A 24,816-nucleotide genomic window follows, 5' to 3' on the forward strand; every position below is an offset into this window, starting at 1 on the left:
AACGCGTCGAACACGACACGCGCGCCACCACCGGACACGACCGGAACGAGCGGACGCCGAAGCCGACGGGCACGGCGTCCGCTCACCCCTGCACACTTGACAAACCCACGCCCATATCAGGGCGTGTGGGTGAGTCCAATAGCGTGGTGTCAATTCCCGCGGGGTTCTCGTCGTCGTAGACGGTGAAGGGCCATCGTGGGATGACCAGTTGTTTCCGCCAAGAAGCAAGAAGAGTGATCCCACGATGACCCACAACCAGTCTGCCCTGACGACCCTGATCGGCGAAGTCCTCGCCGACCCCGACCTGGCCCACTCGGACGTGTTCCGGCGAATGCTGCAGGCCGGCCTGCAAGACCTGATCAACGCGGAAGCGACCGTGAAGATCGGCGCGGCCCGTTACGAGCGCACCCCGGAGCGGACCACCCGCCGTAACGGCACCCGGCCGAAGACCCTCGCGACCCCGGCCGGGGAGGTGGACCTTCAGATCCCGAAGCTGCGGGAGGGGTCGTTCTTCCCCTCGCTGCTGAGCCCGCGCCGCCGGGTCGACAAGGCGCTCTACGCGGTGATCTGTCAGGCCTGGATCGACGGCGTCTCGACCCGCAAGGTCGATCAGCTGGTGCGGGCGCTCGGCAACGACACCGGCATCAGCCGGTCGACGGTGTCGCGGATCTGCGGTGAGATCGACGAGGCGGTGCAGGAGTTCCTTTCCCGCCGGATCGATCACACTTGGTTCCCGTACCTGTTCCTCGACGCGACCTACCTCGACGTCCGCCACCGCGGCCGGGTCGCCTCGCAGGCCCTCGTCGTCGCCACCGGCGTGAGCGGCGAGGGCAGGCGGGAGATCCTCGGGATGGCGCTCGGTGACGCGGAGACCACCGACTTCTGGACCGAGTTCCTCCGCAGCCTCCGCGACCGCGGCCTGAAGGTCGCCACCGACGCCGACCCGCTCGGGGTTGCCCTGGTCACGTCCGACGCGCACGCCGGCATCAAGGCCGCGGTGAAAGCGATCCTGCCCGGCTCGGGGTGGCAACGATGCCGAGTGCATTTCGCGCGCAACGTGACCCAGAAGCTCGGCTCAGCACGCTCCAAGCCGGTCAACGCGATGATCTCCACGATCTTCGCGCAGACCACCCCCGAAGCGGTGATCGCGCAGTATCACCAGGTCACCGACAGTCTGCGCGGCTCGTTCCCCGAGATCACCGCCATGCTCGAGGCCGCCGAGCCGGACCTCACCGGGTTCGCCCCGCTGCCCCGGGAGCACTGGCAGAAGGTCTGGTCCAACAACCCCATCGAGCGCCTCAACCGCGAGATCAAACGCCGCGCCGACGTCGTCCAGATCTTCCCCGACCGCGACTCCGTGACCCGCCTGATCGGCGCGGTCCTCCAGGAACAACACGAGTAATGGTCCTACGGCGAACGCCGCTACTTCTCCGACATCTCGATGCGCAAACTCGTCCACACCCTGCACGAACACACAGAACCCGCCCGCCCCGAGCTCTACCTCACCGCCTGACCACCACCCACCCACAGGGAACAACGGAATGACACCACGCCACGGGACTTGACCGTTCTGCAGCTGTTGCTGCTGCGCGTCCTGGCAGTGATCTGGCAGCAGAACACACTCAGCCGGGAGCTGTTCGATACGAGGCGGACGCTGACACTGGGGCTGATGGGGCCGCCCTCCACCAAAGGTCGCAGTCGGCGTTGACCGGCTCTGCTCAGCATTGGAATTCTGACCTGCGCATGAGCGTCACCGTGGACAACATGAAAGGAAGTAGTGAAATGAACGCAATCATCAAGAAGGGCATCTCGGCCGTACTGCTGGCCGGCGCCCTCGTGGGGGGAACGGCCGCCGTCGCACAGGCCGAGACGGTGTACTACAAAGGCTCCGCGCTCAGCTTCGACCACGGGCGCAGCTGGGGGGTCTACAGCGAGTCGACCGTCCAGTCGGGCGTCTACGACCACAGCACCACCGCAAACACGACGTTCTCTGGATGGGAGAAGCCGGGTACGGCTGCCCACGCCATCGAGTTCGTCGGGACGGGTCAGGCCACCGCCTACTGGAACGCGCGCGGCTGACGAACATCGGGGTGGCATTCTGTCACCCTCAGAGAAGGAGCCACGGTGATGCTCATGTCCTTCTGGTCAAGACTCGTTAGTTCGGTCTTGGTCGTCCTGATCGGGGCGACGGCGAGCGTGTTGTTCGTGTTGAACCAGGGTGTCGGGCTGCAGCAGGAAGTCGACCGATTTCCGGCAAACTCGACGGCGATCTACCTGTACGGCGTTTCCGAAGACCATTCAGCCGGCGTCCTGTCCGCACTCGGCCGATTCGCCGATGCAGATGGACGGGCGGTCGTCCGAGTCGACCATCAGACGTCCAAGGTCGATGGAGGCCTGAGCGCTCTACGGGTCGGAGTGCTTGCGAACCCTCGCACGCCGCCCGCCGCGCTGGATCTGCGATTCCTCGGCACCCCATTGTTCGACGCCATGACGATCTCGAAGCTCCTCACGAGCGATCCCTCGAAGTCCGTGGGCTTGGATGCGAACGCGAGGGACGCGATCGCCACGATCCCCGAGCTCGCGTTCGCCCCTCGGCTTTCCGTCGTGCATCTGTCGCACCTGATCGACACCTCGGGAACGATCAACGGCACGTATCGTGTCGTCGGCGCAGACGCTGCCCAGGCGAACGAGTTACTGACCTCGCTCGCCGCTGTCACAGGCCAGTCGGCGCAGAGCATGCTTGCCCCGCTGCATGGGCAGGCCACCGACAGTGGACTGCTCCCCGTGATCTTGCTCGGCTGCGTGATCGCAGCGGTGATACTGCTTCTCCTCGTTCTCGTGGTTGAGGCTCTGCGCTCGTTTCCCGTCCTTGGCGTGCACCTGCTGCTCGGACGGTCCACATGGGGTTTCGCGATCAGGATGTTCCGACCCGTGCTTCTGACCGCGGTGGGGGCGGCAGTACTGTCGATGCTTCTCACCGTTGGGCTGGCGCAGGGCTATCAGCTCAACGCGACCCTCTTGGCGGCGGCATGGAGTTGCGCCGTCGCGGGGGCAGTACCCGTGCTGGCATGTGTCGCCGTCGCGGTCTTCGTGATCACCTCGACCAAGCCGGTCAACGCGATCCTCGGACGCTATTCAAAGAGGGTTCTACTGTGGACACTCGGCGGTCTCTACGTAGCTGCAATCGCCGGGTTCGCGTTCATGCTCGTCTACATCGATGGTCCCATCAAGGAGGCCGGCAAGCTCGCGGACGTCAGCCGCACCTGGTCGGCCGTGGAGAACCAGCAGATCCTCTATCAGCTGAGCCCCGGAAACGACGACGCCAGCATCGGCGGGCAGTCCACCCAGCTGGCGAAGGACTTCTACGACTGGTACAGCTCGATCGCGGACAAGCCCGGCGTCAGCCTCACCCACACCGCGTACTACGGCCAGCAGACACTGGACCAGTGGTCCGGGGTGTACAAGTCCGTGCCAGAGCAGCCGTTCTGGTACATCGCCGCCTCGCCCAGCTCCCTCGCCGCACAAGGATTCCACATCAGCCCAGAAGCTCTGGCCCGTGCCGAGCGGGGCGAACGGGTCTTCCTCCTGCCCGATACCTGGACAGGCACGGCGAAGACCTCGATGCAGGGATGGCTGACAGAAGACAGCCACCCGAAATACGCGCCGTCGATCCGCACCACGTACTTCGACCATGAGACGGTCGTGTTCGAGGACTACGCCCCGAACACTCCGCTGTTCTCATGGACGACGGAACCGTCCCAGCCGCAGACCGTCGCCGATCCGGTGATCCTCATCAGCACCCCCGCGAACATGATCCCCTTTGAAAGCGAGAGCCTGTACGCGGTGGGACTGGAGAACAGCTACATCAAGCTGAGCACGGCAGCGGCGCACGAGTACACCAGCAATCAGTATCTCGCCACGTACCATCTCGACGACAACAAGGTCGAATTCCTTCCGGTCAGCGAGTTCACCGCGGGCCTCACCAAGACCATCCAAGGCACTCTGCAACTGTTCGGTGGCGTGATCGTCTTCCTGTTCCTCCTCGTAGCTGTGGCGCTCGTTGCCCTTCTGCGGCTCTTCTCGAACACCTACCGAGAGTCACTCGTGGTGAAACGCATGCTCGGCTACCCGCTGATCCGGCTCTTCGCGCCGGCACTCGTCGTGATCACCGTGACAGGTACGGTCGCCGTGGTCGTGGCGAGCCTGCTGCAATCCAAGAGCGCGATCCTGGGCAGCATCATCCTGCTCGCGATCCAGCTCGCGCTCGTCACGTTCCTCATCCGGCGGTACTCGCGCCTGCAACTGAGCTCCGCGCTCAAAGAATAGGAGTCGTCTTGACTGCTCTGCTCACTGTCGAGAACCTCACCAAAGCGTACGGTTCCCGCACCATCCTCGATCAGGTGAACCTGGAGGTGTCACAGGGAGAATCCGTGGCGATCGTGGGACCTTCCGGCTCGGGGAAGTCGACGCTGCTGAACATCGTCGGGCTGCTGGAGAGCCCAACCTCGGGCGCCATCCTTGTCGGAGGGAAGCGGCTGCCGCGCATCAACAGCCATGCGGCCAGCGCGTTGCGTCGGGACCGGATCAACTACCTCTTCCAGTCGTTTGCGCTCATCAACTCTGCGACCGCGCTGCAGAACGTCCTGATCGGGATGCACAGCGTGAAACGGAGCAAGCCGGCGAAGAAGAAGCAGATCATCGAGCTGCTCGCACGACTCGGGTTGGACGACGTGGTGTACGACAAGGTCATGACCCTTTCCGGGGGTGAGAGGCAGCGCGCCGCGCTCGCGCGATGCCTGCTCAAGCCGGGAGAGCTGATCCTCGCCGATGAGCCCACCGGCGCTCTCGACGACGCCTTGGCCGATGTCGCGGTGACGGAGATGCTTGCCCTGCAGAAAGAGTATGGCAAGTCGCTCGTCGTGGTGACGCACGATCACCGGGTGGCGGCGCGATGCGACCGCGTCTTCACCCTGCCTTCAGCGAGAACGGCCCAGTAGCCGCGGAGCGCCCACTCGTTTCCTGGAGAGCGCCTGGAGCCAGCCTGCTGCTGGCGCCCTGAGCGCTGGCGTGCTCACAGCTGGCTGTGGCGGGGGATCCGTATCGAGACTACCCAGGAATCGCCGTCCGGCCCGATGACGCAACTGCCCCCGAGGCGCGTGATGCGCTCGGAGATCCGGATGGTGCCGAAACCCGGCTCGGTCGGCGTCTGCACGTCCGGAAGGGTATTGGTTACGTCGAAGCAGACGATGTCGTCGACGACGGACAGACCGATGCGGATCGGGCTCTGCCCATGGTGTTTGAGGACGTTGGTCACGGCCTCCCGGAGGGTCCGTGAGAGGGTGGCCGACACCAAGCGACCCACCCGTTCGTCCCCCGGATCGCCTTCGACCTCGACACGGAGGTTCGCGGTCGCCAGTTCGCGACGGGCGTCGTCGAAAGCGGCCGTCAGAGCACGCATGGGCTGCTCGTCGATCGCGGTTCCCTGCTGCATGATGAGGCGGATGTCGTCGAGGACTTTGCGGGTGGTGTCGCCGAGCACGGACATCGCAAGGGCTCGGGTCGCCGGGTCGATTCCCTCCTCCTGGTCCTGTTCGAGCACGCTGATGTAGGTCGAGATCACGGTGAGATCGTGCGCGATGTCATCATGGAGCTCGTCGCTGATGAGCTGTCGTTCCTCGGCGCGAATCTCCTGTTCCGTCTGGATCCGGCGCTGCAGTTCTGCGGTCAGCGTCCGCGCCCGTCCGAGAGCGATTCGGAGGCTCGCGCCGATGACGCTGCTGATCAACGCGACGAACGGGACCCCGACGAGAACATTCAGGCCGTATGTCGACTGCGCGGTGGCCGCGACGGTTGCCACACCTCCCGCGATGAGCGCGACGAGCCCGGCGATGGTACGGATGCTGCCCACGCGAACGATGACGCACGCGGAGAGCGCGATCGCTGACAGGACGACCGCTTGCTCGTGGTACGGGAAAGACACCGCCAGCGCGACCGCGTACACCAGCAGACCCGCCCAGGGCCATCGGGCCGCGACAACGAAAGCGACGCAGAACACGGCATCGATCACGGCCGAGAGCGAGTCGGGGGCCGGCTGTGTCAGGTCCAAGATCGGGCCGGCGATCACCCCAATGCCAGCCAGCGCGAAAACAACCCACCACTCCGGTGCGGACAGCGGGGTCTGCGTCCGCCACGACGTGGGCGGACGTTGGTGCCTCCGCCTGCGCGCTGCCTTGAGTGACATCGCTCCAGCAGACCCGACGACGGATTGATCTGTCAACTTGGTGTGTGGCCGGGCCGGCGGCCCGGCCACCTTCCACTTACCCGCACGTGCGCACGATCTGGCACCACCAGGGATCGAGGACCTGCACCGTGTGGGCGACCCGTAGCAGAATGAATCCGAGCATGTATCGATTCCCCTCTTCACGTCGTCTTTCTCTTCACGACGTTTCTCGATTCCGACGACATGACGCTTTCACTCAAGGGCCGTACGGGGAAACGAGACTCCTACTTTCGTCTAGGTAGGAACGCCGTGTACCCGGACTCTCGTAAAATCCAGCTATGACGGGTGTCCGGGTTCTCATCGTCGATGACGACCCGGTGATGCGCATCGGGCTGCGAACGCTCATCCATCATCCGCCTTCCTTCACCGTCATCGGGGAGGCCGAGGACGGGGGCGCCGCGATCTGTGCGATGCAGCTCGATGCGGTCGATGTGGTGCTGATGGACCTGCAGATGCCAGGTGTGAACGGCGTCCAAGCCACTGCCGAGATCACCCGACGCTGGCCGTCGGCGAGGGTTCTTGTCATGACGGCTTTCGCCGCTTTGGACGCTATCGTGCCGGCATTGCGGGCGGGCGCGTCCGGGTACCTGCTGAAAGGCGCTACGCGCGCGGAACTCTTGCAGGCGATCAGAGGGGTTGTGACCGGCACCACCGTACTCGAGCCTCGTGTTGCGAGCCTCCTCGTCTCGTCGCTTCGCCGGTCTTCACGTCCACAACCGGAGGCGTTGGGTCCTGAAGTTCTGACGCCCCGTGAGGCCGAAGCTGTCGCATATCTTGCCCGGGGGATGTCGAACGCAGAGATCGCCCGCGCGATCAACATCTCCGAGGCGACCGTGAAGTCGCACCTAGGGAGCGTCGCGCGCAAGTGGAGTGTTCGAGATCGTACACAGATCCTCATCCGCGCTGCCGAGATCGGGATGATCCACCTCGGGTGAGTCCGAGCTGCTGTCTTCGCAGCAGCGGATCAAGCCCCGATCGCGATGTCTCCGCCCGGTCGTAGCTTTCCTGCCATGTCGTTACCGCCTCGTGACCCCGGAATCAGCCCAGCGTCCTACCGTCTGCGACGATGTCCCGCAAGCGGACGTCCTTCGCACACGGCGGAGCGGACTTGGTTCCCGTACCTGTTCCTCGACGCGACCTACCTCGACGTCCGCCACCGCGGCCGGGTCGCCTCGCAGGCCCTCGTCGTCGCCACCGGCGTGAGCGGCGAGGGCAGGCGGGAGATCCTCGGGATGGCGCTCGGTGACGCGGAGACCACCGACTTCTGGACCGAGTTCCTCCGCAGCCTCCGCGACCGCGGCCTGAAGGTCGCCACCGACGCCGACCCGCTCGGGGTTGCCCTGGTCACGTCCGACGCGCACGCCGGCATCAAGGCCGCGGTGAAAGCGATCCTGCCCGGCTCGGGGTGGCAACGATGCCGAGTGCATTTCGCGCGCAACGTGACCCAGAAGCTCGGCTCAGCACGCTCCAAGCCGGTCAACGCGATGATCTCCACGATCTTCGCGCAGACCACCCCCGAAGCGGTGATCGCGCAGTATCACCAGGTCACCGACAGTCTGCGCGGCTCGTTCCCCGAGATCACCGCCATGCTCGAGGCCGCCGAGCCGGACCTCACCGGGTTCGCCCCGCTGCCCCGGGAGCACTGGCAGAAGGTCTGGTCCAACAACCCCATCGAGCGCCTCAACCGCGAGATCAAACGCCGCGCCGACGTCGTCCAGATCTTCCCCGACCGCGACTCCGTGACCCGCCTGATCGGCGCGGTCCTCCAGGAACAACACGAGTAATGGTCCTACGGCGAACGCCGCTACTTCTCCGACATCTCGATGCGCAAACTCGTCCACACCCTGCACGAACACACAGAACCCGCCCGCCCCGAGCTCTACCTCACCGCCTGACCACCACCCACCCACAGGGAACAACGGAATGACACCACGCCACGGGACTTGACCGGGCGTGTTGCTAAAGGCTCCTGCCGGGGCGATAGCTTGGTTGTGTGCTTCGTGATTCCGTGACGGTGGTGGCGGACGTTGATGCCTCCGTCGAGGTTGTCTGGCGATTCCTGACGACTGCGCGAGGCGCATGGTGGCCTGAGATGCGTTTCGATGCCGCTGTCGGCTCTCCGCTTGTCGAAACCTGGATCGAGGAAGGCCGTCACGTAAGCGCGACGGGGAGCGTCACGCGATGCGACGAGCCGCACGTTCTCGGATTCAGTTGGACCGAGCAGGGCTGGGATCACCCTCTCGACGTTGTGATCGAGCTCGCCACGCACGGACAGACGACCTTGGTCACGCTCACCGAGTCAGGATTCTCCCGCGCTCGGACCCCGTACTCGTTGCGTGCGGGACACGATGAGGGGTGGCGTTACCACTTGGCGCGATTGAAGCGTATGAGCGAGGGCGAAGCAGTCGACGTCGATGCTCAGTGATCGCTGCTGCTGAGCCAGTGGAGGGTTGCGGCGAGGCAGAGACCGGCGTGGTAGTTCCGGGCGAGCTTGTCTGACCGGGTGGCGATCCCGCGCCATTGTTTGAGCTTGTTGAAGCACCGCTCGACGACGTTGCGTCCCTTATAGCGCTCGCGCTGCTGGTCGCCGAAGTCGATCGGGCGGCCGGGCTTCTTCCGGCGGTGCGCGATCTGGTCGTCACGTTCGGGGATCCCTTTCCGCGCACTGCCCGTTGAGGGGCCGTCAGCGGTCGCGAGATGACAGCTCGGTTATCGACCCGGGAGGGTGATGCCGCGACCGAACCAGAAGTTCACTACCCCATGGGGTCGATTCGTTTTGCGCCCACAATCGAGTCGACGGATGCAGGTCACGCGCTCATCAAATATGCCCGCGCCATGCGGCCCTGAGTGAACTTCTTGCGCGCTGCACGCTGTGGCTGGGTGACGGGTGCGTCGCTCTCGGGACGCGTCACGTCGAGGTTGTGTCGCGTCTGACGACGCCAGTCGAGAACCACTGCACCAGAATCGACGCCAGTTGGACGTGACCCTGCGCTTCCAGTACGGACGGCGATGCGCCGCCATGACGGTCGGCCTGAGCGACAATGAGCGTTTCCAACATGCCGACGAGCACTGCTTTATGGTCAGGGTGCCCATCGTCACGGTTCGGGAACGCCAGCGTCCATCCAGTCTGATCTTTAATGGCTTGAGTGATCATGCCGAGCCGAACCTTCGTTGCTTTCGGACTGACCACAGGATGCGCCGCAGCCTCAACAGCTTTGATGGCCTCAGACATGACCAGACTCGTGTTTGGTGAGAGCGCGTAGGCTTCGACCCAGCCCTTCCGAAGATGTTGGCCGGCGAGCACGGATGTGGACTGTGCGCTTGCTTCAGCGAGCTCTTCAATACCGTCGGTGGTGCGACGCCTTAAGCGGAACACCCCGTTCTGAAGCGCGATCTCGGCCGAGGAGGCAGCGTTGTCGAAGTGGCGTCTCAACGAGTCGACTTCGCTCGGCGCCCGGCCTAAATGATCGGTCGTGTAATAGGACAGGAAGTAATCGACCACGCGAGCGATGAACTGATCGCCCTTCTGCGTGATAGTGCTCAGCATGTCGTCCGCTTCGACGTATCGCTTCTGCAAGCGGAAGTCGATCTGGAGTGCGCTCTGGAGGTCGTGGACACGGCTCATATCGATATGGGCGTACGCGCCTGTTGGACGAAGCTGCATTCGTATCCATGCCAGAACCGGCGCACGAAGTGAGGCTGGTATCAACTCGCGGATAAGCGAGCGCTGCTCGTACTCGTTATCGTCTGCATCCCAGGGACGCCACACACTCATGGCAAGAGCCTAGGGAGGCTGCACCGGGACGAGCGTGAGGCGCGCTCGCTCGCACAGGACCCACGCGAACCGTCTCCGTCGATTCGGGCTGACGACGAAGGAGTCGATGCGACGCAGCCGACAGTGCGCGACCTGGTCCGCGAGCGACCGTACGCCGGTCCCTCAGCGCTCGGCCCTCGACTTGGAAGCAACGCTCACACGATCTCGGCGCTCGAGGGTGTAGCAAGATGATCGTGTGAGTCCGCGACAGGAGTTGTTGAAGACCAGGATCGCTGAGGTCGTGCGACTCCTCAACGAGCTCGACCCGTACGGTCTCGACCCTGGTGGCGAGGGAGGAGCCCCAGCGGATGAGTACGAGCTCGAGGGACGGCCGATGGCGAGTCTCCTTCTCCGAAATGGCGGCATCTCCGCCGATCAGGTCGACGACATCTGGACCAAGTGGTTCGAGGAACCACTCAGTTCGGTGGTAGGCGAAGAGCGCATCGCTGAGTTCGTTCTCCAGCTCCAGCGACTCATCGCTCCACCGTCATAAGCCGGTCCTTCAGCGAACGGCTTGACGGGCTGGCGCCGTCCGTGGCGCCCCATTAGGGTCACATCATGGGCCGCCCAATTCTCCGAACCACGGTGATCGCGGTTGTCGTGTTCGGCTTCCTGTTGCTGTGGGCGTCGGTCGCGTTCAACTGGCCGGCCGCGCAGTGGATCGTGCTGATCGGGTATGTGTTGCTCGCGATCCTCATCACTATTGGGTTCATCCGCCGGAGGCGGCGGCCGCGCCATGCTGCTTCCGAGCTTTCGGCATCCGACGCATACTCGGATATCCAACTCGGGCGAAGCCCGATCACGCACTATCCGCGCGATGAAGCCAGCACCTCCCAGATCGGCGATCCTCCAGGAGATCGCTAGTCACCCGAGCGCGCAGTAGCCGGTCCCTCAGGGCAGCAATTGAGGAGAGTCCACGAACCACGCCGATACGCCCTCCCAGGCGCACGTATAGTCCGCTCGCAAGCTCTCTCGATGACCGCCCGCTAATCGAGCGGCTTTATCTCCCCATCCCCCGCCCCGCGCTCGGCCCTCCAACTATCGGCCCGGCAGCCGGCTGTACCGTCTGCTCCCTCGCTGCACGTCGCAACTCGGCCGCCGCGGCGCGCACCGCATCCTGCATCGTCAACTCGGGAGTCCCACGCTGCATCGAGTCAGCGAGGCAGTCGCGGGCCTCGGCATCGGTCCGCGCAACGACGATCGCGGCGTTATGCACCCGCCCGCGGGTCAGCCCGACGTAGAGCCCCGCGGCATCCACACCGGGACCTACCACCGACGCATCGGCCGTGTCACCCTGCACGCCATGCACGGTGGACGCGTAAGCGAGCTGCAGGTGCTCGCGCGCGTAGTCGGCCGACACACGCGCCAGCTCGCCACTGTCGCCCACCGACACGAGGTCGACGGACTCGTCGCGGATCTCGCGCACAATCCACTGTGCACGGTTCTCAACGCCGGTGCGCCGGTCGTTGCGGCGGGTCTGAACGGTGTCGCCCACGAGGAGGCGCTGCTCCCCCATTCCCCACGCAACCATGCCGGAGTCGAGTTCGCCTTCCTCAATGCGCCGCTGCTGGATGGCGTCGTTGATGGCATCCGCTTCGGCATTCGTGCCGGACACGAGCGTCACTCGCTTGCCGCGCGCATGCCACTCGAAGTAGGCCCCGATCATCTGGTCGCGTGCTGCGTCGAGATGATCGACCCGGTCGACGTGACCACGCTCCGCGAGCTCGCGCGCCACCGATATCGCCTGCTCGCGCTCGCCCGCGTTCCGCAGCCGTAGCGTGAGCGCCGCGTAGTCAGGGTCGCGGAACCGATGCACCGTGTCGAGCTCGACGGCGGCGTTCGCGTGCCGGATCGCGGACCCCATCGCGCCCGCGTGCCCGACCGGAAACGCCTGATGCGTGTCCCCCACGAATGCCAAGCCGACACCGTACTCGATCGCGAGCTCGACGAGGACGTTCGCCGCCTGCAGGTCGACCATGCCGGCCTCGTCGACGACGATCCGATCGCGTGGGCGCAGCTGGTACCGGGTCGGGCCGCCGTACACGGCGCCCGTCGCGACGTCGACGTCCCCTGGGCGAAGCCGCGTCCAGACCATCGCGCCCGCCTCATCGCGGCCCCATCGATAGCCATGGTCCAGGAGAAGTGCGTGAAGGCTGGATGCCGCGGCCCCGACCTCACGAGACGCTACCGACGCCGCCTTGCGCGTGGGGGCAACGACGAGCATCCGCCGGCGCTGCCCCGCGAGCGCGGCGAATGTGACCCGGAGCATTGTCGTCTTGCCTGTGCCGGCGGGGCCTGTCACCGTTACGAGACCGTCGGTGCCGGCGATGGCGCACGCCGCGGCGGCTTGCGAGGCATCCAGAGCCGAAACATGTTCGTCGTGCGCGAGCTGGTGCAACTCGTGCGGCAGCAGCGAGCGCCCCGGTTGGGCGATCACGTCCAGACGGCCAGCGAGGCGCACTTTGGCGCGCACGGTCGCGGTAGCCATGAAGGCCTTCACGTGCGCGGGTGGAGCATCGGCGATGACGCGGTGGACGGCACGGGTGGCGCGCTCAGTGACCTCGGCGATGACTCCGTCGAGCCGGTCACGCGCGGCCACAACGCCCGTGCGCGAGAGTGCGCGGACCGCGCCCGCGCGGAGGTCGAACACGCTGAACCTCCCACCGCTCGAGGTGGACCGTTGGTCCGCGTCGACAACGGCCTGCGCAGCGAGCAGATCGAGCTCGACGGCATCCAAGCCGCTGGCAGCGAGGGGAACGGCCGCGCGCGGCGCGATCAGATTCGGATCGACCGCCGCGATCTCGTCGCGGACGGTCGCCTCCCACGACTCCTCATCGATGTCGGCGGGTTTGTTCGGACGCGCCACCGCCCAGGCGCGGCGGTCGATCTGCTGCAGGGTCTCGATGCTCGGCGCCGATCCTCCGTGCTCGCCAGACCATTCCGCGATCAGGCGCGCACGGTTGGACTCGATCTGCGCCGATCGACGCGACAGTGGACGCACCGCGCCGGCGAGTTCGGCGATCTCGCCCGCATCGTTGAGTGTGTACCCGTGGCGCGCGAGCGCAGCCCTCCATGCCGGGTCGGTGCGGGCGGCGAGTTCGCCTTCGGCGTTGATGACGGTGTGCAGCTTCATCGCGACACGCGAGTCGAGGTTCGACCACTTGCCGTCCGCGCCGAGGACCTTGATGTTCAACCACAGGTGGCGGTGGATGTGCGGGTCGAGCGCGCGTGAGCGGCGGTGCCGCAACTCGACCACTTCGATGCGCATCACGTCTTCCCGAAAGACGCCGTTGTGTCCGCGGCGGGCGTTGAGCTCGGACTGCCAGGTCAGCAGGATGCGGTCGCGGAGGCGATCCTGCAGCGCTTCGAACTCGGTCGCGAGCTCGGGGTGCAGGAGTGCCGCGATGCTGTAGGTCTTGGGATGGTTGATCGTCCCGTCGAGGAGCAGGTCGGCGTCGGGGCTCCGCCGCTGGCGGCCGCGCTCCTCCCCCGTGATCGGGTCGTGTCCGATGATCCAGACACGTAGCCCGCCGGCGGTGAGCTGATCGCTCCCGATCCGGCCGCTCGCGACGATGAACCGGGTGACGGTCGATTCGGATGCCTCGGCGTACGCCTCCAGTGCCTCTACGCCCGTCGCCTGCGCTCGGTGTGCGTCGCAGGTTCCCTCGAGTGCGTAGGCGATCGCCTGTCGGACGCCGCGCGAATCGACGCCCCGCTTCCACCGCTCCAGTCCCCCGCGCATGACGCCAGGGTAAGCTCGTGATTTGCGACTTATCCAGGTATTTTTCGGGAATGCAGGCAAGTGGAGCAACGTGCCTCTAGATGAGGCCGGCCATCACGGATGCCTGCGTGCATCGTATTGTTTACATCGCTGCGATTCTCCGTGGCGACTCCGTCAACGGCCGGTCTAGCGTGGGTCGCTATGCCGTCGTCGATGGTGCGGGATGCTCAGGCGTTGTGGCTCCGTCTTCGGTCCCGGAGGCAAGCAACACATCTCGTAGCTCCGTGAGCATTGGGCCGTTCTCTCCGACGCGCCAGAAGTACCAAGCGTTTCCTCCTCCGCCTCGAATTACGCGTGCCGCCTTGGCTGGGGATTCGTAGGTGACGCCGTCGTGCAGCACACGAGCGCCAGCGAGCACGGTCGCACGCGCGTCGGGCCATCGGTGATCGGTGGAAACAAGTTCCGCGCCCACCTGCAGAAGGCCGGCGTCGATTAGCCCCGAGTACTTGGCTGTGGCTTTAGACACTCGTACAGTTCGATCAACGACCTTGCCTTCGTGCCCCGCAGGCGCCGGCCAGGTCTGCAGCAGCAGGGACACCATATGTTCGGTTCGTGCGTCGATGCGATGCTCATCCCAGCCTGAACTGTTTTCGTCGACGAGAGCACGATTCATCAGCATCGCCTCGTGCTTGCGCAGCGCGTCACGCTTGCCATCAGCACCGAGCCACGCCGCGTTCGAAACCGCAGCGTTGAGCGAACCGGTGAGAAGCGTCAGGTTGCCGAGCCGCTGGACATGATCGTCGCGCTCTGCCGCCTCGACTGGGCCATCGACGGGCCAGTGCGCGCGCCAGGATTGCGGCAATACGTGTTCGATCTGCTGCGTCACTCTGGGCACTCGCACGCCGGTCTTCGACAAGCCGCCCCCGGCGTAGCCACGGTAGGCATCCTCGATCGCCTGAAGGAACAGCCGTGCCATCGGCCGCGAATAGCGCCAGTAGAACGCTGCAGTGCGCAGTGCCGCTCGCACCTCGGCATCTCCGGGCCAATACGTGCTCGCGACTTGTTGACCAGTTAGGAACGACGACGCGACTTGGATGAGGTCGGCTTCGTCCACGCCCCGGCATCGTGCGATCAGCTCGCTCATCACGCGATTCAGGTCACTGCTTGTCAGACGCAGCAAGCGTCGACGGATGATCACCGACTCGACCATCGCCACAACGGCGTCCGCCGTGGCCACAGAGTACGTACTTCCCGGTTCGCGCAGCCAGATCACGACCGGTTTGGTGATCTCGACCTGCGCAACGGCCATCCGGGCGAAATGGAGCTCGACCCGAGACAGATCGGCGTGTGCGTCGGACGCCCGCGACGTCAAGCTCTCGTAGTCGGCTGCCTGCGCGGCGATCTCGCCGAGTAGCTCGATCATCGTCGCGCTCGACTCGTGCTCGACGAAGAACTTGAAGCGCGCGAATGTCGATCGCGGGCTGATCTCCTTTCCCACACGCGAGACGAGCCATTGGCTGAGGAAGACGGCGCTGCGGGTCGTGCTGTACCGACCGACGCTGATTTCCGTTTCCCAGAACTTTGTCTCAAACGGCCACGACTCACGGTAGACCCGATGCTCGTCTTCCCCCTCGAGCTTCAGTCGTTGGAAGACGAAGTTCTTGATGAGGTCGGCTGCGGTGAGCGGCGTTCCACGCGCGTTCAGAGTTTCGAAGATCTCCTGCGAATCCTCTTCGGCCGTCAGTTGGATGACGACGAGTTGCAGCGCATTCTGCAGTGCAACCGTGAGTGCCTGAGCGCGCCCTGTGGATGCCTCGTCCTGACCCAGCCACGGGCCGATCTGGCGTGAGAAGTACTCATGTGCACGAACGATGAGCGAGTCGCCGTGCTTCAGGCTGGCGTAGTCGATAGGCGGCACAGCCTGCATGACCTCGTCAAACGCCGCTCGATCACGATTGCTGTGGCGAAGTTTCAGTCCCGTCTCGGCGCCGACGAACATCGCGCCATTGTGGGTTAAGAATTGGAGTTGCGCCGACATATCGCCAAGGCCCCGGGCCGTCATCTCCGCCGCTGTGGCATCGACGAGCAGCTGCAACGTAGTAAGCCGTTGCTGACCGTCGACGATGAGAAACTCCTGCACGCCGACGGGTCGCGCCTCGGCTTGCTGCGTGACGACCGCCCCGAGGAAGTGGGTCGCGTTCGATCCGGGATTGTCAAGTCGGTGCTCCGCAATGCGCCGCACATCAGCCCAAAGAGGAGCCCATTGCTCCTCCTCACTCCAGACATAGGGCCGCTGGTAAATCGGCACGGTCAGATGCTGGGGCATGTTGAAGAGGCCCTGCGGCGTGGTGACATCTGTCTTCATGCGTGTGCTCCGGTGTCGTAGGCGATCGAGAACTCGCCGTCGTAATAGTCGACGACCGCGCCAGCCCCGTCGAGGATCGCGCGTTGCAGCGCCGGATTCTTCAGATCGAGCGAACGCAGCGCCGGCCCGTGCGATCCGTTCGCGACAGCCTCGATGCGATGAAAGGCGTCGCCATGGTCGCGCGCGAACTCGGCCAGCCCCTTGAGCTTGACGAAGGCGTCATCGAGGTGGTGGCCGTGCGGATCGACGATGGATGCCACGACCTCACCATCGATCTCGTGGAAGAAGAGGAAGTCGGGGTGCATCGACCGCCAGTTCCCCAACACATCGCGGTATGTCACTCCCAGCGCGTCCACGGCAGCGCGAGCCGGATTGCGGTACCAGCCGACGCAGTTCTTCCGCTCCAGTTCGGATCGAACGACGGTGTCTTCCCACCCACCCAGGGACCCGACGGGGAACCATCCCTCTCCATCCGACATCAGGTGCCGACTCACAAGCGGCGCCATCGCGATCTGCTCGTTCGCGTCAACAACCTTCCAGTCCTCGAGCCGAACTCGCGGCCGGCGGAGCTTGCCGGGCTGCGGCACCGTAGCCAGAGTCCAGATCTCCATGTAGAGATCCTGCCGCTCATCGCTGAGCTTCGAGATCGCGTCGCCGTACTCGGCGAACCACTCCTTGGCGAGATCCTCCGAAACCGCGTCGATCCGCTTTCGCAACTCTGGGATGTATCCGAGAGCCGACGTGGTCACGTACGCATCGGTGAGCGCCTGGTCGTCCCACTCGTCGTCAAGCGATCCCACGAGGTGATCCACGTAGGACTGCGCAACATCGGCACCGAAGGCACGCTTCGCGTCCTCGAACGCGACCCGGATCGCCCGCGCGTCTGCGCGCTCGGTGAACTGCCAGTACGAAACACCCGTGCGTCCGGTCGTGCCGACGAGCGTCTGACCGTGCACGTCCCAGACTTCCTGTCGCGCCTTCTCGACTTCAGCCCCGTACTCGGCAACGAATGAGTCGAGCACGGCGTGCAGCCGACCGGATGCCTCGCGAAGCGCACCCCGCCGCATTCCGTCGCTCGACAGCGCCTGTGCGAGCGACACGAGCCGCTTCACCGGCTTGGCGCCCTTCACGGGCACACTCAGCGTGGGCAGCGTGTCCCATACCTTCCACACAGCGTCGGGCACACGCGGGTTGGGCACGAGTTCGCGCGGGTCGAGCAGCACCTTGCGCCCGGCGCTGCCCGGCACCTCGGCGATCTGCCCCGTCATGTACTTCACGATCTTGCCCGCGGTCGTGCGGTCGAAAAACGGCAGGATGCAGTCCACCGCGTTCAGTCGCTCGTCGCCCGGCACGCGCCGCGCCAGCGGGCTGCGTACCATGCGACCCAACAGCTGGGTGATGTGGGTGTGGTCCTTCGCAGGCCGGAACGACACGAGCACCTCGGCGCGCGGGCAGTCCCAGCCGGTCGAGATGCCGTCCTTCGCGATCAGCACCCGCACGCGCGAGGTCTCCTGCACACGCTGCGGCTCGATGTGCTCGATGTCCCACCTGCCGAACGACTGCGCCTTGTGCTCGCCGAGCACGTGACGCACGGCGGATGCCGGGATGCCACCCAGCTCTTCCGCGATCGTGTCGAGCGCGACCCCGATGTCGTCGCCCTCGGGCGTGTTCGGCACCTGCAGCACGAGCAGCGGCTCGACGACGTCGGCGAGGCCCTGCGCCTTCGAGTAGGCATGCCAGCGCTCGGTCGTCTCACGCAGCTTGCGGGCGGCGCGCCGCACGAGCACCGAGTCGAAGTTGCCGGCTTCGTCGGGGATGTCGAGCATGACGGTGTCTTTGACGAGACCCGACTCCTGCACCTGCCACGGGTGCACCGCCACCTGATCCAGCGTCCGACGGTTGTCCGCCGCCTGCGCTTCCTTCATTGCGGTCGCGAACCGGTCGATCGTCGCCGAGATTCCGAGCACGATCGGAATCGGCGGCTGCGAGCCTTCGCCGTTGATGAGACGCTGCACAATCGTCTTGCGATCGCTCGAGGTCTTCGTATCGAACCCGCGGTGCGCCTCGTCGAGCACGAGGTAGACGGTCTTCTCCTCGTCGGCGATCGTGTTGCCGATCGTCTCCCAGATGTTCCAGGCGAGATCGTCTGGGGTCGCGACATGATCGAGGATCTCGTCCGCGGTCGGCACATACCCGCGTGTCAGCAGCGAGTTTTTCGAGAGCCGCTGGGTGTTCAGGAAGTACACCTTGCCGCTCTCGAGCTCGGGGATCGAGAACGGCGGACGGATCGTGACGAGGTCGCCGGAAACGAGCTTCTCGGACGCTTGCATGAGCCGATCCCGGCTCTGCTCGTTGAGCGCCGGACTATCGGAGAACCAGATGACGACGGCGCCAGGGTCGGCGTCGAACTCAAACGTATCGCTGCCGTAGAACAGCGCTTCGATCGCGGCCGCTGCCATGACGGTCTTGCCAGCGCCGGTTGCCGCGGTGAGGCTGAACGCGACTTCGCCGCCGTCGCGCCGGAAGATGCTGCGTGCCTGCTCGAGGTTGAGCAGAACCCTGTCGACGGCTTCGGCCTGGTAGTCCTTCAGGGTGTACTTCATCGCTCCGCCGCCCTCCGCGCCTCGATCTCGAAGGTTCTGAGGTACGCCTCGTACAGTCGTACGGGTTCGACATGCTCGGGCAGCTCGCGCACCAGCGCCTCGAACAGGCGGTCTTCGTCGGTGATGACGAAGGCGACCGATGCCGCGGGCGCCGCCGCGATCGCCTGCGCGAACTCCTCGGAGTGGTCGAGGTCACTGATGACACCGTACGTCTCGGCAACGTCCCACCCCCTGGACAGGTCGTCGATGCGGCGCCCTTGCGACCCGGCACGCAGCCACAGCAGCGGCGCGATGCGACCGAACGCGTAGTTCGCCTCAACCCGCAGCGGCGACTCGTACGTCAGTGTGAAGAATTCGACGTTCTCCTCGAACCCATCTGCCATCGGGAACTCGTCGGTGAACTTGTAGTCGCCCTTGATCGGCTCGCCGTCGGGTGTCTTCCCCGTGATCGCCGCCGCGATCCGCGGCTTCGTGATGTAGTCGCAGATGCCGTGCTTCTCCCATTCCGAGTCGCCGGGGCGGAGCCTATCCTGCCAGAGCACCTTCTGTTCTTCCGCAGATACCTCGTTGTTGGTTACCGAGATTGAGCGGCGTTTGCCGCCGTCCTGCTTATTGAGTCGCATCACGGCGTGAGCTGTCGTACCCGACCCTGAGAAGAAATCGACCACCGTTGCATTCGTATTGTGCAGAGTGGCCAAGCGAACGGCATCTTCTGTGGCGTAGAGAGACTTCGGATACGGAAACGCGCGCCCGCCAAGTAGTGACTTCACCATGGATGTTCCATGCAAGTTGGCAGCGTGAGCTGGCCGGTTCCATACCGACTTGGCTGTCGTGCGCTTGGCCCCCGTGTGTTCGACCACGAGGACTCCGTGCTCGTCTCTACCAAGGATGGCGATGTCGCCGGTCCGGGTCGCTTCGCGTTGAGCCTTCGTCAAGTAGTAGACGGAGCCCCGCCCGTTCGCGAGATCGACACCACCAACCTTTGCGAAACCCTGCTCAAAGAGAGTTGACATGGTTTCTTGACCAACTTGCCAGCGGCCGTCTGAGCCATCTTTGCGAGTTGGCCAGAACGCACCGCATCCTTCAGGTATCGTCCAAGCGTTTCGCGGCGCCGACAGAGGCTTCGACTCGCCGAACCCGACGAACGCCCCGGTGGCTGTGTTGATGTACACGGGGTAGAAGAGGTTGGGTCGATCAGCACGTCGGAAGCCGCTCCCACTGCGGAGCAAAGACTCCCAGCGAACCGGCTCAACGCGCTCCTCCCGCACTGCGCCCAGAAGATCGTCGAACACGCGCGAAGGCGAAGCCTCCCCAAAGTAAAGAAAGAACGCGTACTCGTCGACACGATCGAGCGCTTGCGCACGCGGAGAACCGAAGGACGACATGACAATCGTGACCATCTGCTGAACGGCATCCGGGAATACCTGCTCCAACAACAGCCCGAGCCTCAAATACTCCTTCTCGTCGATCGTGACAATGAGGACGGAGTTATCCGGGTTCAGCAGTTCCTTCGCGAGCAGCAAACGGCGCTCCATAAACGCGAGCCACTTGGAGTGGCGGTAGAGGTCGTCGCTCTCGACGTAGTCGTTGTTGTACTTCCAGTCCTTCGCGCCGGTGTTGTAGGGCGGGTCGATGTAGATGCAGTCGACCTTGCCGCGGTGGGTGAACAGCAGCGCCTGCAGCGCGTGATAGTTCTCGGCGTTGATGACGGAGTGGTACGGCTTGTCGCCTCCGCGCTCGACCTTGCCCGTTGAAACCAGCCCCGGGTAGATCGGGTCGTTGAATTCCGCGACGACGACGAGATCCTCCACCGAAGCCCGGTTGATGTCGCCCGAGCCGTCGAGCGCGTTCAGTGCGGCAACGAGGGGATCGGTCTCACGATCGATCGCCTCGACCTCCCAGAGGCGGTCGTTCTCGTTCTTCGGCATCTCGCCCCGTGGCGGGAGGACGCGCACCTTCGATCCCTTGACCGGGCGACGACCGGGCAGATCGACGGCCTCAGGCGTGTGCCGTTCGAAGTTGAGACCGAAGGCGCGCCGGTCGGCGAGCGCCTTGACTTCCTTCTCAATGTCGCGGGCGAGAGCGGCATCCTTCGTCGCGAGTTGACGGATGAGGTCATTCAAGTGAGACAACGCGTGATTCCTTTGGTGCGGCTATGCGTCAGTGGGCGTCAGGTCAAGAGTGCCACGGGCGAACGTGGCGAGAATCCGCTGGTGTGTCTGTCGCGGAAGTGTGCGGTTGCCGGGTTCGCCGAACGGCGTTCCCGGGCGAGCGGGTGCTTCGTTCAACAGACGGTCCAGCCCCGGGCGTGACACGAGCAGAAGCCCGTGTGTCGCGCGTGTACACGTGACGGCGAGGCGTCCAAACGCGGAGTTGAACTCATCAAGCTTCGCCGCACCCGTGAGTGGATGGATCGCTATCGTGATGCCGTTCGTCTGCCCCTGGTAGGAGTCGACGGTCGAGCTCACAAGGTCCGTGTCTGCGAGATTGTGCTTCGCGCGCAGGCGCTCCACCATCTCGGCGGCGTCATCGACAAGCTGGTTTCGCGTCGCCAGCACCGCGATCAACGGGTCGTCGCTGCGTTCCCGCAGTTCGATCGACCGATACTCCTCGTCCGGCGTCGCCATCGTCGCGGGCGTCGCGTCGTCATCGAATCGGCGCGCTCTCAGCGTGAGCCCCTGCTCGAGCAACTCGTCGAGCAGCACCTCCACGGCGTCCAGGAGCGGGACGTCGACATCCGCGGCATCCGCCGGCGGCAGTCCGTCGATCTCGAGCAACGTGGGTCCCCCTGTCGCGACCTGGTGCCAGACATCGGCAGCAGGCTGCGCCATCGCGCCCAAACTGATCTGCCGGTCGCCCGGCCCGGCGACGCAGTTGAGCTCACCCCACTCCGGGTAAAACGCCCGCCACAGGGCGAGCTGGCTTGCGGTCGGCCGCCACACTGCGGGCAGCTCGGCTGCCCATGTGCGTGCGTCCTCGTCGTAGTCGGTCGGCCACGCGCGGTAGGGGTTGTAACGCTCGTCACCACGCCACGGATTCGAGCCGATCTCCAACGGAGGAAGCTGACCTACGTCGCCCACACCGACCCAAATCGGAGCTGCGCGAGTCACGCTGTCGAAGAGATGATGCGGAATCTGCCACGCCTCGTCGACGAACAGGACATCGTAGACGCTGTCACTGTTTGCCGCTTTGCTACCGAGCGCGCTCTCCATGCGACCGAGTTCGCCCTGCGCACCCAGCATGTGAACGGTGGAGATGACGACCGATGCGTACTCGGGGATGTCCTTGGATGACCCGGCGATCGTCGCATACGTCTCCACCTCGTCGGGCACTGAGGCGAACGCGGCCTTCGAGACGCGGAGACATACACGATCGCGGCCGAGCGCCTTGCCCAGGGAGATGGCAAGTGGGTGGGTCTGCTTGTTGGTGAATGCAACCACGGCCACCCGCAGACAACGAGGATGCGCGAGCGCGTCACCGACGAGCCGCTTCAGCACGTACGACTTGCCCGCCCCCGCCGCCGCCTTCAGCAGGATGCGGTCGACCGGCGCGGTACCGGAGAGCGCATCGGAAAGCACACCTGATGCCTTCGTCGCGGCAGCCGCATTGCCGGCCGCGGCCGCGGCATGGTGGGTACCTTCGGCCGTAGCTGCGAGCGGTGCGGTGAATGTGACCGTCATGACATCACTCCACGTCGTCCAGAGTCAGATCAGTCGGTGCCGCCTGAGAGGGGCGGTCGGTCGCGTCTCCCTGCGGCAAACCACCCGGCGACACCTCGAACCCGTCCGCGTCACGCACCGGCGGCCACGCTTGGGGGTTCAGTTCCCCGCGAGCACGACGCTCAGCGAGCTGGTCGGAGAACTCTGCTTCGTTCGCGCGGTGCGGCTTGCAGCACCACCGATGATCCTGCGGAGCCTGCTCGTACGATTGCGGGGTGCAGGTCGGCTTCGGCGCCGCGTACTCATCTGCCGGCGGGCGCGCGATGGACACGCGGCGGTCATACGCCGTGCCCGCGAACCAGCCCGCGTCGGCGACGATCAGTCGGTCGCCGACCGCTACACCGGGCGCGTGCTTGGGCTTCCAACGCAGTTCGTTCCGCGGCCGTTCCTGCCCAATGCCCTCGCGCGAGAGCAGCCCGACGCTCATCCCCTCGATCACAAACGATCCGCCGAGCGAGATGTCGTCCCGGTGCGCCTCGACGCAAGGCTGCTCATTGATGTGGAGCAACGCGATCTTGGAACCATCGACAATGCGCCGCGATTCGACCGACAAAACGAGCGGATCGATTCCGACGACGGTCGCGTGCGCGAGCTGCCGGTTGCCGGCATCCGTCGCCAGGTCCGACGCGGCCTGTGGGTTCGCGACTGCGAGCAGCTGGTCGTGACAGGAGGCGTCGGCTTCGATGACGCGGACCAGCTGGTTGCGCCATCGACGGTACGTGCGTCCGAACCGCACAAGGTCGGATGCCGTGAACGACAGCCGCCGACGCCACACCGCCTGCGCATCTCCCTCCACGGCGCGGTACACCTCACGGAGAGCGGACGACTCGACTTTCGCAAGTTCGGTGAGTGCGGCGCCGAGCACTTCTTGCTTATAGCCAAGTTCGGCGCGGACACCCGCGTCGTACGCCGTGAGATCGGGCTCGATACGTTTCTTGCCGCGGCCAGCCCCACCGACGAGTGCTCGGTGCAGGGCATCCGAACGCTCCTTCGTCAAGCGGGCGCCGGGAGTGTACGGCGACTTCTCAATCGCGTCGGCAAACGCACGATGTTCGACCGGCACCGTCGCGCGCGCCCACTCCGTCGCGTAATCGAGACGAAGGGCGTTCACGGCCGGGCCCCCGGCGACGAAGTGCCGCGAGAACACCGCCCGCAGGTCGACAATCGGCATCCGTACCTGCAACGCCCGCGCGCGGTCCTCTTCGAGTAGGAACGACACCGCGGTGCGCGCCGTCTCGCGCAGCGGCTTCGGGAGCACCGCCGGCTCACCGTCCCAGGTGAGCGCGGGGCGCCCCTGAGCCAGATCACGCTCCCAGCGCAGGCGACTGAGTTCCACACCCGCAAGGTTGTCCGCCATCGACGTCAGCACATCCCCGGTCTGCCCATCGGGAACGACAAGGTGGATGGGGCTCGGTGCCTCAGGCGTCGCCTTGCGTTGCGCGCGCATCGCGTCTTCGATCGCCGACCCAAGCAGACGCATCGCCTTCTGACGCGTCTCGGGCGCTTGAGGCGCGTCGTACACCTCGGTGTGCCACTCCCCCACGCCGGCCGCGCTCACCCGCTGCACGGACATGCCGTGGATGCCGAGCGCAGCGGCGTCGGCCTTGGCGATGACGACATTGATCGTGCCCGGCTCTCCCGCCGGATCGGTACGGCGCTGGCCGGTGTGGACGGCGTGGCCGTCGACAGAGGCACGGATGCCGGCGACCACTGACTCCGGCGCGGAGCCGATCACGCCGGTGCCGTCGACGAGCCCGAGGACATGCGGACGCAGGTCGGGATCGACCCCGAGCTCCACCAGCAGATCGGCCGGGACCGTGGATTGGCGCAGCTCGTCACGGCAGAGGACGAACATGTTGCACGTCGTACACGTCGACGGATCGAAGGTCGCGGCGAGGTGGCGAACGAAGGTGAGTGCGTTATCGGCGGGCTCCAGCCGCAGCTCGCGTGCTGCCGCGGCGCGCTCTGCCACACGCATGCGCACCTCGAGTCGGTGGTCGTGCAGGTCCTCCACGACGGCCGTCGGCTGCAGGAACGCATTGCGCGGGACGGCGAGAACACCGTGATCATGCACCGCCATTCCGGCGGGTCGTTCTGACCACGCAGCGAACGCTTCGGCGCCGAGTGCGACCTGGAGAAACCCCTTGAGCATGCGACCGTCGTCAATTCGCGAGCGCACCCGCTCGTAATCCTTCGCGTCGCCCACGATCAGCCAGGAGCCACCGCCCTGCGCCGCCGTCTGGGGCGCGACCACGACGTAATCAGGCTTGACCTCGGTTGCTTCGACATCTTCGAAGCCCGGGAATGGGACGGC

At 65.2% G+C, this 24,816-nt stretch carries 14 protein-coding genes and 2 pseudogenes; 8 read left to right on the forward strand and 8 right to left on the reverse strand.

The window, feature by feature from the left end; genetic code table 11:
- Positions 1 to 244 precede the first annotated feature (244 nt).
- From J0P97_RS11140 to J0P97_RS11155, 4 genes and pseudogenes are all read left to right on the forward strand, one after another.
- Positions 245 to 1,513: pseudogene (locus tag J0P97_RS11140) on the forward strand (IS256 family transposase).
- Between the two features lie 269 nt (positions 1,514 to 1,782).
- The gene (locus tag J0P97_RS11145; RefSeq protein WP_196385117.1) at positions 1,783 to 2,079 is read left to right on the forward strand and encodes a hypothetical protein; all 297 of its coding nucleotides are present in this window, start codon (positions 1,783 to 1,785) and stop codon (positions 2,077 to 2,079) included.
- A gap of 87 nt (positions 2,080 to 2,166) precedes the next feature.
- On the forward strand, positions 2,167 to 4,326 hold the full coding sequence (locus J0P97_RS11150) for a bacteriocin-associated integral membrane family protein (protein ID WP_215487867.1): 2,160 nt from the start codon (positions 2,167 to 2,169) through the stop codon (positions 4,324 to 4,326).
- Positions 4,327 to 4,334: 8 nt separating this feature from the next.
- Positions 4,335 to 4,997 (forward strand): ABC transporter ATP-binding protein, encoded by a 663-nt coding sequence (locus J0P97_RS11155; RefSeq protein WP_196385119.1) that lies wholly within the window; start codon positions 4,335 to 4,337, stop codon positions 4,995 to 4,997.
- Between the two features lie 74 nt (positions 4,998 to 5,071).
- Here the strand turns inward: J0P97_RS11155 and J0P97_RS11160 are convergent, their stop codons facing one another.
- A complete protein-coding gene (locus J0P97_RS11160; protein WP_215487868.1) occupies positions 5,072 to 6,310 on the reverse strand; it encodes a sensor histidine kinase in 1,239 nt (412 codons plus the stop codon).
- A gap of 248 nt (positions 6,311 to 6,558) precedes the next feature.
- Here J0P97_RS11160 and J0P97_RS11165 point away from each other — a divergent pair, with 248 nt between their 5' ends.
- The 3 genes and pseudogenes from J0P97_RS11165 (at position 6,559) to J0P97_RS11175 (ending at position 8,705) form a co-directional block, all read left to right on the forward strand.
- Positions 6,559 to 7,215 (forward strand): response regulator, encoded by a 657-nt coding sequence (locus J0P97_RS11165; RefSeq protein WP_215487869.1) that lies wholly within the window; start codon positions 6,559 to 6,561, stop codon positions 7,213 to 7,215.
- 165 nt (positions 7,216 to 7,380) lie between these two features.
- Positions 7,381 to 8,175: pseudogene (locus J0P97_RS11170) on the forward strand (IS256 family transposase); the annotation flags it as partial.
- A gap of 98 nt (positions 8,176 to 8,273) precedes the next feature.
- Positions 8,274 to 8,705: an SRPBCC family protein gene (locus J0P97_RS11175; RefSeq protein ID WP_308163545.1), complete on the forward strand. Its 432-nt coding sequence runs from the start codon at positions 8,274 to 8,276 to the stop codon at positions 8,703 to 8,705.
- Between the two features lie 483 nt (positions 8,706 to 9,188).
- On the opposite strand, the gene J0P97_RS11185 is transcribed toward J0P97_RS11175, so the two are convergent.
- On the reverse strand, positions 9,189 to 10,055 hold the full coding sequence (locus tag J0P97_RS11185; protein ID WP_215487870.1) for a hypothetical protein: 867 nt from the start codon (positions 10,053 to 10,055) through the stop codon (positions 9,189 to 9,191).
- Positions 10,056 to 10,652: 597 nt separating this feature from the next.
- Between J0P97_RS11185 and J0P97_RS11190 the strand changes: the two genes are divergently transcribed.
- Positions 10,653 to 10,958 (forward strand): hypothetical protein, encoded by a 306-nt coding sequence (locus J0P97_RS11190; RefSeq protein WP_215487871.1) that lies wholly within the window; start codon positions 10,653 to 10,655, stop codon positions 10,956 to 10,958.
- Positions 10,959 to 11,094: 136 nt separating this feature from the next.
- On the opposite strand, the gene J0P97_RS11195 is transcribed toward J0P97_RS11190, so the two are convergent.
- From J0P97_RS11195 to J0P97_RS11220, 6 genes are all read right to left on the reverse strand, one after another.
- A complete protein-coding gene (locus J0P97_RS11195; protein ID WP_215487872.1) occupies positions 11,095 to 13,836 on the reverse strand; it encodes an AAA family ATPase in 2,742 nt (913 codons plus the stop codon).
- Positions 13,837 to 14,014: 178 nt separating this feature from the next.
- Positions 14,015 to 16,180 carry a GmrSD restriction endonuclease domain-containing protein gene (locus J0P97_RS11200; protein ID WP_215487873.1) on the reverse strand — a complete coding sequence of 722 codons (2,166 nt, stop codon included), beginning with the start codon at positions 16,178 to 16,180 and terminating at the stop codon, positions 14,015 to 14,017.
- Entirely contained in the window at positions 16,177 to 18,783 is a 2,607-nt protein-coding gene (locus J0P97_RS11205; protein WP_215487874.1) for a DEAD/DEAH box helicase, read from the reverse strand. The genes J0P97_RS11200 and J0P97_RS11205 overlap by 4 nt, the downstream gene beginning before the upstream one ends.
- Positions 18,780 to 20,906, reverse strand: coding sequence for a site-specific DNA-methyltransferase (locus tag J0P97_RS11210; protein WP_246540292.1), 2,127 nt, complete (start codon positions 20,904 to 20,906; stop codon positions 18,780 to 18,782). Before J0P97_RS11210 ends, J0P97_RS11205 begins: the two co-directional genes overlap by 4 nt.
- A 30-nt stretch (positions 20,907 to 20,936) precedes the next feature.
- A complete protein-coding gene (locus J0P97_RS11215) occupies positions 20,937 to 22,463 on the reverse strand; it encodes an AAA family ATPase (RefSeq protein WP_215487876.1) in 1,527 nt (508 codons plus the stop codon).
- A 4-nt stretch (positions 22,464 to 22,467) separates the two neighbouring features.
- Positions 22,468 to 24,756 carry a hypothetical protein gene (locus tag J0P97_RS11220; protein WP_215487877.1) on the reverse strand — a complete coding sequence of 763 codons (2,289 nt, stop codon included), beginning with the start codon at positions 24,754 to 24,756 and terminating at the stop codon, positions 22,468 to 22,470.
- Positions 24,757 to 24,816 lie beyond the last annotated feature (60 nt).

Source organism: Microbacterium flavum (assembly GCF_018717645.1).
GTDB lineage: Bacteria > Actinomycetota > Actinomycetes > Actinomycetales > Microbacteriaceae > Microbacterium > Microbacterium flavum.